General features: G+C 68.3%; 15 protein-coding genes. 9 read left to right on the forward strand and 6 right to left on the reverse strand.

Going from position 1 to position 13,546, the window contains the following annotated elements:
- Positions 1-36: 36 nt before the first annotated feature.
- Both ACIGJB_RS17255 and ligD read right to left on the reverse strand, forming a co-directional pair.
- On the reverse strand, positions 37-426 hold the full coding sequence (locus ACIGJB_RS17255; RefSeq protein ID WP_483733532.1) for a hypothetical protein: 390 nt from the start codon (positions 424-426) through the stop codon (positions 37-39).
- 2 nt (positions 427-428) lie between these two features.
- Positions 429-3,119: a DNA ligase D gene (gene ligD, locus ACIGJB_RS17260; RefSeq protein WP_483733533.1), complete on the reverse strand. Its 2,691-nt coding sequence runs from the start codon at positions 3,117-3,119 to the stop codon at positions 429-431.
- A gap of 315 nt (positions 3,120-3,434) precedes the next feature.
- Here ligD and ACIGJB_RS17265 point away from each other — a divergent pair, with 315 nt between their 5' ends.
- Positions 3,435-4,448, forward strand: coding sequence for an SDR family oxidoreductase (locus ACIGJB_RS17265; RefSeq protein ID WP_483733534.1), 1,014 nt, complete (start codon positions 3,435-3,437; stop codon positions 4,446-4,448).
- A 31-nt stretch (positions 4,449-4,479) separates the two neighbouring features.
- Here the strand turns inward: ACIGJB_RS17265 and ACIGJB_RS17270 are convergent, their stop codons facing one another.
- Entirely contained in the window at positions 4,480-5,496 is a 1,017-nt protein-coding gene (locus ACIGJB_RS17270; RefSeq protein ID WP_483733535.1) for a sigma-54 interaction domain-containing protein, read from the reverse strand.
- A gap of 302 nt (positions 5,497-5,798) precedes the next feature.
- Between ACIGJB_RS17270 and ACIGJB_RS17275 the strand changes: the two genes are divergently transcribed.
- The 5 genes from ACIGJB_RS17275 to ACIGJB_RS17295 all read left to right on the forward strand — a co-directional run bounded on the left by ACIGJB_RS17275 (position 5,799) and on the right by ACIGJB_RS17295 (position 9,884).
- A complete protein-coding gene (locus ACIGJB_RS17275; protein ID WP_483733536.1) occupies positions 5,799-7,202 on the forward strand; it encodes a sigma-54-dependent transcriptional regulator in 1,404 nt (467 codons plus the stop codon).
- Positions 7,203-7,296: 94 nt separating this feature from the next.
- Complete coding sequence (locus ACIGJB_RS17280; protein ID WP_483733537.1) at positions 7,297-8,115, forward strand: sensor histidine kinase; 819 nt, start codon at positions 7,297-7,299, stop codon at positions 8,113-8,115.
- 160 nt (positions 8,116-8,275) lie between these two features.
- On the forward strand, positions 8,276-8,677 hold the full coding sequence (locus ACIGJB_RS17285; protein WP_483733538.1) for a hypothetical protein: 402 nt from the start codon (positions 8,276-8,278) through the stop codon (positions 8,675-8,677).
- 84 nt (positions 8,678-8,761) lie between these two features.
- Positions 8,762-9,355, forward strand: a complete 594-nt coding sequence (locus ACIGJB_RS17290) for a hypothetical protein (RefSeq protein WP_483733539.1) — start codon at positions 8,762-8,764, stop codon at positions 9,353-9,355.
- Positions 9,356-9,419: 64 nt separating this feature from the next.
- Positions 9,420-9,884: a PRC-barrel domain-containing protein gene (locus tag ACIGJB_RS17295; RefSeq protein WP_483733540.1), complete on the forward strand. Its 465-nt coding sequence runs from the start codon at positions 9,420-9,422 to the stop codon at positions 9,882-9,884.
- Between the two features lie 99 nt (positions 9,885-9,983).
- On the opposite strand, the gene ACIGJB_RS17300 is transcribed toward ACIGJB_RS17295, so the two are convergent.
- Complete coding sequence (locus ACIGJB_RS17300; protein ID WP_483733541.1) at positions 9,984-10,307, reverse strand: BON domain-containing protein; 324 nt, start codon at positions 10,305-10,307, stop codon at positions 9,984-9,986.
- A 263-nt stretch (positions 10,308-10,570) separates the two neighbouring features.
- Between ACIGJB_RS17300 and ACIGJB_RS17305 the strand changes: the two genes are divergently transcribed.
- The 3 genes from ACIGJB_RS17305 to ACIGJB_RS17315 are packed head-to-tail and all read left to right on the forward strand — an operon-like array spanning position 10,571 to position 13,044.
- Complete coding sequence (locus ACIGJB_RS17305; protein ID WP_483734704.1) at positions 10,571-11,083, forward strand: low affinity iron permease family protein; 513 nt, start codon at positions 10,571-10,573, stop codon at positions 11,081-11,083.
- Position 11,084: 1 nt separating this feature from the next.
- On the forward strand, positions 11,085-12,227 hold the full coding sequence (locus ACIGJB_RS17310) for a DUF3182 family protein (protein WP_483733542.1): 1,143 nt from the start codon (positions 11,085-11,087) through the stop codon (positions 12,225-12,227).
- Positions 12,214-13,044 (forward strand): alpha/beta hydrolase family protein, encoded by an 831-nt coding sequence (locus tag ACIGJB_RS17315; protein WP_483733543.1) that lies wholly within the window; start codon positions 12,214-12,216, stop codon positions 13,042-13,044. Before ACIGJB_RS17310 ends, ACIGJB_RS17315 begins: the two co-directional genes overlap by 14 nt.
- A gap of 64 nt (positions 13,045-13,108) precedes the next feature.
- Here the strand turns inward: ACIGJB_RS17315 and ACIGJB_RS17320 are convergent, their stop codons facing one another.
- Together ACIGJB_RS17320 and ACIGJB_RS17325 are read right to left on the reverse strand one after the other, a co-directional pair.
- Entirely contained in the window at positions 13,109-13,297 is a 189-nt protein-coding gene (locus ACIGJB_RS17320; protein WP_483733544.1) for a DUF3008 family protein, read from the reverse strand.
- Between the two features lie 83 nt (positions 13,298-13,380).
- Positions 13,381-13,539, reverse strand: a complete 159-nt coding sequence (locus ACIGJB_RS17325) for a DUF3309 family protein (protein WP_483733545.1) — start codon at positions 13,537-13,539, stop codon at positions 13,381-13,383.
- Positions 13,540-13,546 lie beyond the last annotated feature (7 nt).

Raw genomic sequence — 13,546 nt, forward strand, 5'->3', positions numbered from 1 at the left:
GAACACGCGCAAAACGCGTGCCGGAAGCGCTAAGCACTAACGCCGCGCAGCTTCCCCGCTATGCGCCTCGGCACTGGGCGAGGTGCCGCCGTGCGGGCCTGCTGACTGCGGGGCTTCCGCGGCCTTCTGCGACACCTTGCCTGGCTCCGTGGTCGCCGCGCCCGCGCCGGCGGCGCCCTTTTTGCCGAACTGCGCGGCCAGGCGGTCTTGCACCTGCGCCAGCAGTTCGGCCTGGTGCTTGGCTGCTTCGGCTTCCTTGGCCTTGCGCGCGTCGGCGGCTTGTTGCTGCTCCGGCGTGGGGGCCGGCAGGCGCGCGCTCGCCGGCAGGGCCATCGCCATCAGCATCGCCGCGACCAGCGCGCGCCGCGGAGGACGCGGCGCGAGCTGGCGAACGTGGCGGATATAGTGGATAAAGGACCGGGTCATGGCTAGCTCCTTCCTGTGCGCGCCAGCCGGGCGGCCGCGCGCGTAATGGTTTGGCGGGTGCCCGCATAGGCTTCCCACGGGTCGTGGCGCGCGATCTCGTCGAGCCGTGGCGCCACATTGGCCACGGTCCACTGGTCGGCGCCCTTGACGCTGTCCAGCTCGTCCCAGGCGAGCGGGACCGACACCCCCAGGCCGCTGCGTGCGCGCGCCGAGAATGCCGCCACCGTTGTGGCGCCTACTCCGTTGCGCAGGTAGTCGATGAAAATCTTGCCAACGCGGTTACGCGCACCGCTCTTCGCGACGAAGCGGTCCGGGAGCGTGCGGGCCATGTGAAGCACCACGCCATGGGCGAACGCCTTGACCGCGTCCCAGTCCGCGCGCGGCGTCAGCGGCACTACCACATGCAGGCCCTTGCCGCCGCTGGTTTTCACAAAGCTGTCGAGTCCCAGTTCATCGAGCCATGCCTTCATCAGTGCGGCGGCTTCGCGCATGCGGGGCCAGGGCACGCCTTCGCCAGGGTCGAGGTCGAAGATGATGCGGTTGGGCCGGTCGATGCTGCGCTTGCTGGCGTTCCAGGTGTGGAACTCCACGACATTGAGCTGGGCCGCCGCCACCAGCGCATGCGCGGAGACGATTTCCAGCAGCGCCGGATGGCCGGGCCAGAGATCAGGATCCAGCACGTTGATGCCATCCACCCTGAGCGTGTCGCCATGCCGCTGGAAAAACAGCTGGCCGGCCACGCCGTCGGGCGCGCGCACCATGGCGATCGGGCGGCCCTGCAGGTGCGGCAGCATCAGCGGCGCCACGCGTTCGTAGTAGCGCACCAGGTCGCCCTTGGTCAGTCCGCTCGCGGCGTCGATGACGCGCGTGGCGTGGCTGATGGCCACCTTGCCATTCGCCGCGGTGGGTTTGCCCTTGCGCGAGGCGCCGGAGGCCTTGCCTGGTGCGGGAACGGTCGCGGCCTTGCCGCTGGCCGGCGCCGCCGGCTGCTCCACCGACACCGCATTGGCAGGTTTGTCGCTGCGCAGTCCGTGGAACACGGCATGCCGCACGCGCCCTTCGCGCGTCCAGGAGCCGAACGACACCTCCGCCACCAGCTTGGGCCGTACCCACAGGCCCTTGACCGATCTGGGCAGCGCATCGAACGGCGTCTTGTCCGCACGCAGCGCATCGAGCTGCTCGCGCAGCTTGGCGAGGGTGCGGGTGTCGAAACCCGTGCCCACATTGCCGGCATAGCGCAGCCGGCCCGCGCTGTCGTGCACGCCGAGCATCAGCGCGCCGAGCCCTTCGCGGCTGCCTTTCGGTTCGGTATAGCCGCCGATCACGAACTCCTGCCGCTGCGTGCACTTGAGCTTGATCCAGGTATTGCTGCGCGTGCTGACATAGGGCGCGTCCACGCGCTTGCCGATCACGCCCTCCAGCTTCATGCGGCAGGCCGCATCCAGCATCTCGTCCGGGGCGGCTTCGAAGTCTTCGCTGAAGCGCACACGCGTCGCGGTGCTGGCTTCGAACAAACGCCGCAGCAGCGCCCGCCGTTCGGACAGCGGCACCTTGCGCAGGTCGTGGCCGGCATAGAAGGGCAGGTCGAACACGTAGTATTCGATCGACTCGACGTGTGCCGTCTCGAACGCGTTCTGCAAGGCCTGGAAGTCGGTTTCCCCGTGCTTGCCGAGCACCACGATCTCGCCGTCGAGCCAGCCGTCCGGCAAGCCCAGCGCGCGCACTTCGCGCGCCAGCGTCTTCAGGCGCGAGGTCCAGTCGTGGCCCTGGCGCGTGAACAGGCGCACGTCGTCGCCGTCGATGCGGGCCAGCACGCGGTAGCCATCGAACTTGATTTCGTAGCGCCAGGCGCCGGCATCGGCTGGGGGGCGCTCCACCAGCGTGGCAAGCTGCGGCGACAGCGCCAGGGGCAGCGCGGCGGCGACGGCGCGGCGCGGCAGGGCCGGCGCTTTCGCGGTATCGCTGTCCTTGTCCTTTGCGGAAGCTTTTGGCTTCGCGGTCTTCCCGGTCTTGCGCGGCGCGCGTGCCGGCGAAGTACCGGCCAGCACGCTGTCCGGCATGGCCTCGGTCACGTCGAGTTCCGCGGCCGGCACCGCCGCGTCATCGCGCTCCTTGATCAGCAGCCACGCATCCTGCTCCTTCTGGCGGCTGCCATGCATGCGCACCAGGGTCCAGTGTCCATGCAGCTTCTCGCCGCGCAGTTCGAACTTCAGCTTGCCAGCGCGATACGCCGCCTCGGCATCGCCATCGGGCACCCACACCCCGCGATCCCAGACGATCACCGTGCCCGCGCCGTAGTGGCCGGGCGGGATCACCCCTTCGAAGCCTGCGTAGTCGAGCGGGTGGTCTTCCACATGCACGGCCATGCGCTTGTCCGCCGGGTCCAGGCTCGGACCCTTGGGCACGGCCCAGCTCTTCAGCGTGCCGTCCAGTTCCAGCCTGAAGTCATAGTGCAGGCGGCGCGCGGCATGCTTCTGGATCACGAAGGACAACGCACCCGTCCGGGCAGCGCTACGGGCCGTGCCCGGCTTCGATGCCTTGGCGCGCGAACGGACGCCGCCCGGTTCGGGCGTGGAGGAAAAGTCCCGCATCTGGCGGTACTTGCCCAGGGCGTCGTCGCTGTGCTTGCGCGCGGCCGGGCCTTTGCCGGCAGTACGCGCATCGCCAGGAGCCTGGCGCGTAGTCTTGGCCATGGTGGACTGGCTTCACCAGGAAAGGGCGAGGCGGAACCTCGGTGGGTTCAGCTTAGGCACCGCACACTGCGACCGAAATCGGCGGCAGTCCTACACTCGGGTCGGCCAACGCCGCGCGCGTGTGCTTCTTACCGGACGTTGTAAATCCGCGCGGGCCGATGCGGCATGCCGGCCGGCCAGCCAGCGGCGCGCGGTGAGGCGGCGCGGGAACACTCCTTGCGAACTCTGCCACTGCATACGGTCAAGCGTCGCTGGCAGTGCGTCCCGGACGCCGGCGATCGTCGTCTCGTGCCCGGGGCATCAGGAAGCAAGCACATGAAACTCTCTCAGAAGACGATCGGATCGCAGGTCATCGTGCTGACCGGCGCCACCAGTGGCGTTGGCCTGGTCACTGCGCGTAAGGCGGCAGGCATGGGCGCCCGCCTGGTGCTGGTGGCCCGCAGCGAAGAGTCGCTGCACAAGCTGGCCGAGGAACTGCGGGAGAAGGGTGCCGAAGCGATCACCGTCACGGCCGACGTCGGCCGGCACGAGGACGTGGCGCGCGTGGCGCATACCGCTATCGAACGCTTCGGCGGGTTCGATACGTGGGTCAACAATGCCGGCGTGACGATCTTTGGCCGCCATGCCGATGTGCCGCTGGAAGACCAGCGGCGCCTGTTCGACACCAACTACTGGGGCACGGTGCATGGCTCGCTCGCGGCAGCCGCGCACCTGCGCGAGCACGGTGGCACCATCATCAATATCGGCAGCGAAGCGTCGGACGGTCCATTGCCGCTGCAAAGCGCCTATGCGGCATCGCAGCACGCGATCAAGGGCTTCACGGATTCGCTGCGGCTGGAACTGGAGCAGGAGATGGCGCCGATCAGCGTCACGCTGATCAAGCCGGCCGGGCTCGAAACCCCGCTGGCCTCGCATGCCAAGAACTTCCTCGACGTGGAGGCGCAGTTGCCGCCGCCGCTGTATGACCCCGCGCTGGCGGCCGATGCCATTCTCTTTGCCGCCGAGCATCCGCGCCGCGACCTGTTTGTCGGCGGCGCCGCCAAGGCGTTTTCCGCTGCCGCCTACTATGCGCCGCGCACCTTCGACCACTTCATGCGCCGCTTCATGGGCCGTGCGCAGCGGACCCGCTACCCGGCCGGTCCGCTCGAGGACAACACCCTCTACGGCGGCGGCAACGGCCTGCAGGAGCGCACCGGCAACCGCGTCGCATTGCAGTCCTGCCCCTACACCACCAGCGCGCGCCATCCGGTGCTGACCACGGCGCTGGTGGTTGGCGCTTCGGCGGCGGTTGCCGCCGTGATGCGGGCCCGGCGCGGCCGCGATGACTAGCTGGCGCGCGGCGGGTGGAACGGGCCGGCCCTCAGCCGGCCCGGTACGCTTCCAGGCGGTTGTAGAGGGTCTTGAGGCTGATGCCGAGCGCGCGCGCGGCCAGCCGCTTGTCGCCGTTGTAATGCGCGAGCGTGGCCATGATGATTTCGCGCTGGGTATCGGCCAGCGTGGTGCCCACGCGCACGCTGACCACGCCGTCGACCGTGCTCGGGCGCTGCGGCTGCGTGCTCAGGTTCGGGTTGCCGATCTCCACGACCGTGTCGGCCAGGATAAAGGCGCGGTAGACCGCGTTCTTCAGTTCGCGCACGTTGCCGGGCCAGTCGTAGCGCGTCAGCCGCTCCAGCGTGCCGGCGGAAAATACCTTGTCGGTGCGCTCCATCGCGTTGTACTCGTCCAGGAAGTGGCGGGCCAGCGGGATGATGTCCTCCACGCGCTCGCGCAGCGGCGGAATATGCAAGGGGAACACGGCCAGCCGGTACAGCAGGTCTTCGCGCAGCTGCCCGGCGCGCACGGCGTCGAGCGGATCGCGGTTGGTCGCGGCAAGGATGCGCACGTCGCTGGCGATCAGCGTATCGCCGCCGACGCGGTGAAAGGTGCGGCTTTCCAGCACGCGCAACAGTTTCACCTGCATGGCCAGCGGCATTTCGGTGACTTCGTCCAGGAACAGGGTCCCGCCCTGCGCCTGCTCGAAGTAGCCGGCCTTCTGGTCGATGGCGCCGGTGAAGCCACCCTTTTCGTGGCCGAACAGTTCCGACTCGATGAGCGTAGGCTGGATCGCGCCGCAATTGACGGCCACGAAGGGCCCGTCAGCCCGGCTGCTGCGCGCATGCACGGCGCGCGCCACGACTTCCTTGCCCGTGCCGCTTTCCCCCACGGCCAGCATGGTCACATCCGTGGCCGCGACGCGCTCGACTTGCGCCAGCAGGCGGCGCATCGCGGGCGCGGTGCTCTCCCATAACAGGGAGACCTGCGACGGAATGGCGCGGCTTCGCAAGCCCTCCGATTGCGGGGGGGCGCCGCGTCGGGATGGACTGGCGGTGGTCGACACGTTGGCTCGGTTCTGGGGCGCGGGACGTTCCTATGCTAGCCCGTGCGGCGAGGCGCTACCAGACGTCAGGCGCGGCGCGCGGAAACATCCGACAGGCGTGTCAGAGAGACACTGTCAACATTCGGGCGCCGGGATGGGTAGACTTCGGATACGCACCTTGCGTTGTCCCCGCGTGTCCGCGTTCGACACGATGCGTTGTGTTGCATCGCAGCAGGCGGGAATGCCGTTTTTGCCGGTCCGGCGTTCGCCGCCAATGCTGGGCAGACGCCGGGCAAACTTCCGGCCTTCGGGCCGCGCGATCCATGCCTCACATCCTGATTGTCGACGACGACGAAAACGCCTGCGCCGCGCTGGCCGAGATCGTGGCACTGGAAGGGTTCACTGCCGCCACCGCGGGCACCCTGCGTGAAGCCCGGCTGCAGATCGGCTGGCGCATGCCGGACGTGATCCTGACCGACCTGCGCCTGCCCGATGGCAGCGGCATGGAACTGTTTGCCGAGGTCGGCTCGTCGGGGGTGGAAGTCATCCTCACCACGGGCTATGCCAGCGTCGACAGCGCGGTGGAAGCCTTGCGCTCGGGCGCGACCGATTACCTGGTCAAGCCGATCAACGTGGCGCGTCTGCAAACCGTGCTGAAGCGCCTGGCCAATACCGGCGCATTGCGCGCCGAGATCCATTCGCTGCGCGGGGAACTGCGGCGCTACGGCCGCTTCGGGCGGCTGCTGGGCAGTTCCGATGTCATGCAGGCCGTCTATGACCAGCTTGCGCGCGTGGCGCCTACCGAGGCCACTGTCCTGCTGATCGGCGAAAGCGGAACCGGCAAGGAGCTGGCGATGCAGACGGTCCATGAACTATCTGCGCGGCGGCGCCAGCCTTTCCTGGCCGTCAACTGCGGCGCGATCTCGCCGACGCTGATCGAGACCGAGATGTTCGGCCACGAGCGCGGCAGCTTCACGGGCGCCGACCGCCAGCACAAGGGCTACTTCGAGCGGGCCGATGGCGGCACGCTGTTCCTCGACGAGATCACCGAGATGCCGGCCGAGCTGCAGGTCAAGCTGCTGCGCGTGCTCGAAACCGGCACCTTCATGCGTGTTGGGACCAACCGCGAGCAGCATGCCGATGTGCGCGTGCTGGCGGCGACCAACCGGAATCCTGAAGACGCCGTGGCGGAAGGCAAGCTGCGCGCGGACCTCTTCCACCGGCTCAATGTGTTTCCGGTCGAGCTGCCGCCACTGCGCGCGCGCGGCGACGACGTGATCCAGATCGCCAACACGATGCTGGAGCAGCTCAATGCCGAACAGGGCACGGCGCGGCGCTTTGCGCCGGGCGTGCTCGACAGCCTGCGCCTGCATGCCTGGCCGGGCAACGTGCGCGAGCTGCGCAATTTCGTGCAGCGCGCGTACATCATGGCCGACGACGATCTCATCACCGAGGTGCAGGTGCCGCTGCAAGTGGCGGCCACGCAGGCGCCGGCGGCGGCGATGGTGTCGGTGCCGGTGGGGATGTCGCTGGCAGACGCCGATCGCCAGCTGATTTTCGCGACCCTGGAACAATGCGCGGGCGTGAAGAAACACGCCGCGGAAATCCTTGGCATCAGCCTGAAGACGCTGTACAACCGGCTCGAAGACTATGCCGCGCGCGGCGAGTTGCCGGAATGGCTGCGGGCGTCGCGCAGCAGCCAGGTCGGGGTCTCCGCAGCCGGATGATCCTCACGGGCGTGCCAAGGCAGTTCGGCTGGCCCGGTCTGACGTTGCATGCTTCTTGCATGGCAACTGCGTGGAAAACCGGGTCAACACGAACATGACGCAGCAATCGCCAGCCAGCGAGCCGGAACATCGCGACAGTGAAGGCGTGCCATCGCCCCAGATGGAGCAGGACGTGCGGACCGTCACCGAGGTGGGGGCCCTGATCGACCAGACCGCGCACGACCTGCGTTCCTCGCTCAACGCCATCCAGAGCTGGGCCTATGTCCTCGAACGGGCCGTCGACCAGGCGGCGGCGCCCGCCCGGCGCGCGCTGGACGGCGTGCGCGCGGGCATCCAGCAGCAGATCGCGCTGGTCGAGGAAATGGAAGAGGCCGTGCGGCTGCTTGCCGACGAAAGCCCGCCGCAATGGCGCCAGACCGACCTGCTCGCCGCGACCATGCAGGCCGTGACGGACCGCCGCCCGGCCGCCACGGCACGCGGCGTCGAACTGAAACCGGTGCAGGCCGACGCCGATGCCTCGGCGTGGATGATCGACGCGGATCCGGTGCGGCTCGGGCCCGTGTTGCGTCATCTGCTTGTGCATTGCATCTGGCGCGCGCAGGCAGGCGGATCCGTGGCGGTCCACCTGTACGCGGAGCCCGACCACGTCAAGCTGCGCATCACGGAAAGCCCGCCGCTGGACCCGGCGCGCAGCGCCGCGCGCTTGTCGGTGCTATCCGATTTCTTCGGAAGGCGCCCGCCGCAGGCCGGTCAGTCAACACGTCAGTCCAGCGCATTGCTGCTGACGCGCCGCATGGTCGAACTGCACGGCGCCGTGCTCAGTACCGAGAGCGAGACCTGCGACTCCGACAAGGTCTCGGTCTGCATCGCGGTGAAATTTCCGCGCCACCCGCAGCGTGCCTTCGGGCGGTAGCTTTTACACCGCACGGCACAAAGTGCCGGTCTCAAGCCGTTGCACGTCGGCGCGCTGGGCCAGAGGGGGACCGGTTGCGGCGCCATCGGCACAAAGGCCGCTCCAACGCGCCTGGCCCGGCGATTGCATGGGAAGGGATGTTCCTTACGGAGGCCCAGCCATGCAAAAAGCCCATGCTCCCGCCAAGGCCAGTCCGGCCCGCAAGCCCGCCGCCGCCAAGAAGACGGCCGGCGCCCGAAAGGTTGCTGCCAAAAAGGGCTCGGCCGCCAAGCCCGATGCCAGGTCCTCCGCGTCAGCGGATGACAAGCGCAAGACGTTCGCTGCGGACAAGCGCAAGTCAACTGAAGACAAGCGCAAGACCTATCAGGGCGCCGTTGACGACTCCCTCGAAATGACGTTCCCCGCGAGCGATCCCATTTCGCCGAGCGCGGCGATGCACGCCGAAAAGAAGACCCAGACCCATCGCGACGATGTCGACTGGAAGCTCAAGCGCGGCAGTGAAAACCAGCCTGCCGGCGCGAAGCCCGCCGGACATCGCAAAGGCGCCACGGGCCGCGGGTAACCGGTAACGGCCAGCCATTGCCAGACCCGGGACCGCCCCATTGCAAGCGCACGATGCCAGCGCCTGACACAGAGGAGAGCCACCATGTCTGATGCCATCATCGCCGGTCGTTTCGACAGCTTCGCCAAGGCGGAGACCACCGCCAGCCGCCTGCGCGCCCAGGGCGTCGCGCAGGACGACGTGAGCGTCTTCTACGTGAACCCGCCAGGCCAGCACGCCACCTACCCCATCGGCGGCGATACCGCGGCCGATCCGGGCGCGCGGCGCTCGGGCATGGGCGCCATGACGGGTGTCCTGCTTGGCGCCACCGCGGGCGCCGCGCTGGGCGCGGCGGTCATCGCCGTGATGGGATTGTCGCCGCCGGTGTCCTTGTTCGTCCTGGTGTTCGCCACGGGGCTGTGCGCCTATGTCGGATCGCTGGTGGGCGCGCTGTCGCTGACGCGTGAAGGGCGCGCCGAAGGCCGCCGGGGCCGTGCTCCGGTGCGCAATGCCGGGGTGTTGCTGGCCGCGCATGTCGAACCGGCCAACGCGGGCATGGTCTGCGATCTGCTGCGCAAGGGCGGCGCCCGCGACATCGAGCGTGCGCAGGGCCGCTGGCGTGAGGGCCGCTGGGCCGATTTCGATCCACTGGCGCCGCCGGTGCCGGCCGGTCGCGAAGGCGAGCCGCGCGGCGCGTGACGGACCATGGTAATGACGGGCGACTTCCTTCGTCCATCTGCTTGCATCACTTCAGGAGGTGTCCATGAGACCAGACCAACCCCCGACTCGTGAACCTGAATCGCAGCCGCGTGGTGCGGCGATCGTCGGCAGCATCGATCGCGATTCACCGGGCCCGGGCCCGTTCGTGATGGCGGCCGATACGCTGGAAGGCAACAAGGTGGTGGATCCCGCCGGCGATGACCTCGGCACCATCGACCACATCATGATCGACGTGCCAGGCGGCCGCGTTGCCTACGCCGTGCTTGCCGTCGGCGGCTTCCTTGGCATCGGCGAGAAGTTGTTTGCCTTGCCGTGGTCGGCGCTCACGCTGGACACGCGCCGCAAATGCTTCGTGCTGGGCGTGGAGAAGGATCGCCTGAAAGCCGCGCCGGGCTTTGACAAGGACCACTGGCCTGGCATGGCGGATTCGCAGTGGGCCACCAGCATTCACGAGTACTACGGCATTTCGCCGTACTGGGAGTCGGACCGCTACGACCCGTGGCGCTGACTTTCGCAGGAACCTGATTCAGGGTGGGAGAGAGGGGCGAGGGCCGGCGGCAGTTTGCGCCGGCCCTTGCTTCTTGCCTGCCGCCACGACCATGCCGCGTCAGACCTTATGGTTGATCTGGCCGTAAGGCGGCGCCACCGGCTCGGCATTCATGCCGGTGGCGACCGGCTGCCCGGGCGGGGACGGCGGATCGTCATGCCGCGTGCGCAGCGCGTTGTGCACGCCGAGCACGCCGGGACTGATGGCCGCGGCCTTCTCGATTTCCTGCGCTACGGCAGGGCTGTCGACGCAGCCGGTCAGCACGACGCGGCTGTCTTCGACTTCGATGGCAAGCCCTTCGGGCAGCTTGCCTGCGAACGCCTCGGCGATGCGGGCGCGGACCTGGTCTGCGAGTTGGCTGGATTGCGCGCTGGATTGCGGCATGGAGATCTCCGGCTGGTGCGTGGGGACTCCACCGCTGCGCAAGAAATATTCCCGCGGACAGCAGGCTGCATCGCAAAGTGCCGTGCGCGTTGTAGGACGGCGCCCGCTGAACATTGGCGGCGCGCTCCATACAATGGAATCAGCGTGTCGGCGGCGACTGTGCGCCGCGAACGAGGAGAACAGCGATGAGCAGAAACGGCCCGGACCTGAGCGATGCACGGGGCGCGGCATCAGCCATCGGCGCGCGGCCGCGGTCATGGCTGATGCATCGGTTCGACCGCTTCGCCGGGGCGGCCACGCGCCGCGCGGGCTCGCCGGCGGCGTTTGTCCTGGCCGTAGCCGTGGTGCTCGCATGGGCGATTACAGGTCCCATGTTCGACTACTCGGAAACCTGGCAGCTGGTGATCAACACCGGCACCACCATCGTGACCTTTCTCATGGTGTTCCTGATTCAGCAAAGCCAGAACAAGGACGCCGTAGCCGTACACCTCAAGCTCAACGAATTGCTGGCTTCGCATCGCGAGGCCAGCAATATGCTGGTCTCGATCGAAGACCTCGACGAAGAAGAACTGCACCAGCTGGCTGCGTTCTATCGCCATCTCGCGGAGCTGGCCGACAAGGAGGGCGGTATCAAGGCCAGCCACTCGCTGGATGAGGCCTGCCTGAACCAGGCCGCCAAGCATGAGGCCCGCACCAGCAGGCGCCCGGGTCCGAAAGCTGCCGATGCAAGCCCGGCCGGGCCGCAGGGACCCGCCGTGCTCCGACAGGAGGCGTGACATGCCGCCGGACGACGACAAGGCAAGGCAGGTGATGGTGTATGGCTGCGCCGAATACGGGCAGCAGGACAGCCACCAGGCCATGACGCTGGAGCGCATCGGCAGGAAGGTCGCGCAGCTCGCGGGCTATGGCTTTCGCGGTGCCTACGAGCGCCGCGGCAGCGCACCGGCGGCGGCCTTGTACCTGGTGCCGCTGGACACGCTGGTCGGGGTCGCGCATGCGCGGGCGCTCGGCGTTCATGGGGTCGACGACCTGTTTGGCGGCGTGGTGCCGTTTGCCTTCGTCGCCACCAAGGCGATCACGCACGGACTGGTCGCGCCCGATGCGGCGGCCCCGCAAGGCTGGGATCCTGGCTTCGTGCGGCGCGCCCATGCGGCGGTGCTGCCTGGCTATACCGCGTTTTCGCTTGAAGATGCCCGCAGTGCGGGCGCGCGCTTGCTGGCCGGGGGCGTGGTGCGCCTGAAGGACCCGTGCGGCATCGGCGGACTCGGCCAGCAGACCGTCGACAGCGAAGCGGCCCTCGACGCGGCGCTGGCCGACATGGCGGCCGCGGATATCGAAGCCAATGGCCTCGTGCTCGAACGCGACCTGGCATCGCCGCGCACCTACAGCGTCGGGCAGGTGCTGCTGGACGGCCTGCTGGCCAGCTATTGCGGTATCCAGGATCTCACCGAAAACAACAGCGGGAAACAGGTCTATGGCGGCTCGACTCTGACGGTCGTGCGTGGCGGCTTCGACGCGCTGCTGGCGCAGCCGCTCGCGCCAGCAGCGCTGTCGGCGGTGCGGGCGGCTACGGCCTATCACGACGCCGCGCTCGGCTGCTATCCGGAGATGGTGCTGTCGCGCTGCAATTACGACGTGGCGTTCGGCGCGCCATCGGGCGACGCCGGCGGCCAGCCGCTGGGCGGCGTGCTCGAACAGTCCTGGCGCGTCGGCGGTGCGACCGGTGCTGAACTGGCGGCGCTGCAGGCGCTGCAAGCCGATCCGCATTGCCACCGCGTGGTGGCCGCGACGCGTGAAGTCTACGGTGAAGGCGTGTCCGTCCCCGCCGGCGCCGAAGTGTATTTCCAGGGCGAGGACCGCGACGTCGGCCCGCTGACCAAGTACGCATTGCTGGAGCGGGAAGACGATGGCAACCCATGAAGACACGATCGAGATCCAGAGCGAAGGCGGCAGCATTGCCGGCACGCTGATCGCACCGGCCACCAAGCTCTCCGGCGTGCTGTTCGTGCATGGCTGGGGCGGCAGCCAGGAGCAGTACCTTGCCCGCGCGCGCAAGGTGGCGGGCCTCGGCTGCGTGTGCCTGACTTTCGACCTGACCGGCCACGCCGGCACGCGCGCGCAGTACGAGACGGTCAGCCGCATGCGCAACCTGGCCGACCTGGTGGCGGCCTACGATGTGCTCGCGCGGCATCCGGAAGTCGATCGCAAGGCCATTGCGGTGGTGGGCAGCAGCTATGGCGGCTACCTGGCTGCGGTGCTGACGACGTTGCGTCCGGTGCGCTGGATTGCGCTGCGCGCACCGGCGCTCTACATGGACGAAGGTTGGGAGCTGCCCAAGCGCCAGCTCCACCGCGACCAGGACCTGATCACCTACCGGCGCTCGGTGGTGCCGCCCGATGCCAATCGCGCGCTACGTGCCTGCGCCGGCTTCGAGGGCGATGTGCTCATCATCGAATCGGAGAACGACCAGATCGTTCCCCATGCCGTGGTCACCAGCTACGTGGACGCCTGCACGCATGTCAGTTCCCTGACCTACCGCGTGATCAAGGGCGCCGATCACGGCCTTGCCGACGAGGAGCACCAGCGCGCCTATTCCAGCCTGCTGGTGAACTGGCTGCGCGAGATGGTCACCGGCGCACGCTCGGGACCCGTTGCGGCGCAGCGGCCCGCGGCGGCGAATGCGCCCACCGCGAACAGCGAGACGCGGCCGCTGGAGGGCTCCGGCACGTCCCCCTGACGCGAGAACGCCCGCCCCGCATGGCGGGACGGGCGTTCCACGAGGTATCCCGATGCGCTGGTGCTCAGCGATCGGATACGTGCTTGGGTTTGCCCTTGGTCTTGGTCGACGCCATGTCCTTGAGTTCCTTCTTGCTCATGGATTTGGCCATCGACTTGGACGCACCCTTGAGCGAGCTGGCTTTCTTCTCGCCGCGCTTGGCGGAGAGCGCCGCACCTGCGGCCTGTTGCTGCGCCTTCGATTTTGCTGGCATGACTGTCTCCTTCTTGAGTGAAGCGCTGCCCCATGGTCACCGGGACGGTGCCCACAGGGCAGTGCGTTCCTGGTGCCGCGCCGCTATATGCGGCCCAGAACCACCAACAGCACGACGATCAGGAGGATCAGTCCCAGTCCGCCGCTTGGCCAGTAGCCCCATCCGGTGCTGTAGGGCCAGGCCGGCAAGGCGCCGACCAGCAACAGGACGAGGAGGATCAGAAGAATGGTGCCGATTCCCATAGCGTGC

The organism is Cupriavidus sp. C2SS-8b (assembly GCF_057073745.1).

What these genes read in the sequence shown, in the direction of transcription:
- ACIGJB_RS17255 (WP_483733532.1), bottom strand. Translation starts at nt 426, where the DNA reads ATGACCCGGTCCTTTATCCACTATATCCGCCACGTTCGCCAGCTCGCG.
- ACIGJB_RS17295 (WP_483733540.1), top strand. Translation starts at nt 9,420, where the DNA reads ATGAGACCAGACCAACCCCCGACTCGTGAACCTGAATCGCAGCCGCGT.
- ACIGJB_RS17300 (WP_483733541.1), bottom strand. Translation starts at nt 10,307, where the DNA reads ATGCCGCAATCCAGCGCGCAATCCAGCCAACTCGCAGACCAGGTCCGC.
- ACIGJB_RS17290 (WP_483733539.1), top strand. Translation starts at nt 8,762, where the DNA reads ATGTCTGATGCCATCATCGCCGGTCGTTTCGACAGCTTCGCCAAGGCG.
- ACIGJB_RS17265 (WP_483733534.1), top strand. Translation starts at nt 3,435, where the DNA reads ATGAAACTCTCTCAGAAGACGATCGGATCGCAGGTCATCGTGCTGACC.
- ACIGJB_RS17320 (WP_483733544.1), bottom strand. Translation starts at nt 13,297, where the DNA reads ATGCCAGCAAAATCGAAGGCGCAGCAACAGGCCGCAGGTGCGGCGCTC.
- ACIGJB_RS17325 (WP_483733545.1), bottom strand. Translation starts at nt 13,539, where the DNA reads ATGGGAATCGGCACCATTCTTCTGATCCTCCTCGTCCTGTTGCTGGTC.
- ACIGJB_RS17285 (WP_483733538.1), top strand. Translation starts at nt 8,276, where the DNA reads ATGCAAAAAGCCCATGCTCCCGCCAAGGCCAGTCCGGCCCGCAAGCCC.
- ACIGJB_RS17315 (WP_483733543.1), top strand. Translation starts at nt 12,214, where the DNA reads ATGGCAACCCATGAAGACACGATCGAGATCCAGAGCGAAGGCGGCAGC.
- ACIGJB_RS17275 (WP_483733536.1), top strand. Translation starts at nt 5,799, where the DNA reads ATGCCTCACATCCTGATTGTCGACGACGACGAAAACGCCTGCGCCGCG.
- ACIGJB_RS17305 (WP_483734704.1), top strand. Translation starts at nt 10,571, where the DNA reads ATGCATCGGTTCGACCGCTTCGCCGGGGCGGCCACGCGCCGCGCGGGC.
- ligD (WP_483733533.1), bottom strand. Translation starts at nt 3,119, where the DNA reads ATGGCCAAGACTACGCGCCAGGCTCCTGGCGATGCGCGTACTGCCGGC.
- ACIGJB_RS17310 (WP_483733542.1), top strand. Translation starts at nt 11,085, where the DNA reads ATGCCGCCGGACGACGACAAGGCAAGGCAGGTGATGGTGTATGGCTGC.
- ACIGJB_RS17280 (WP_483733537.1), top strand. Translation starts at nt 7,297, where the DNA reads ATGACGCAGCAATCGCCAGCCAGCGAGCCGGAACATCGCGACAGTGAA.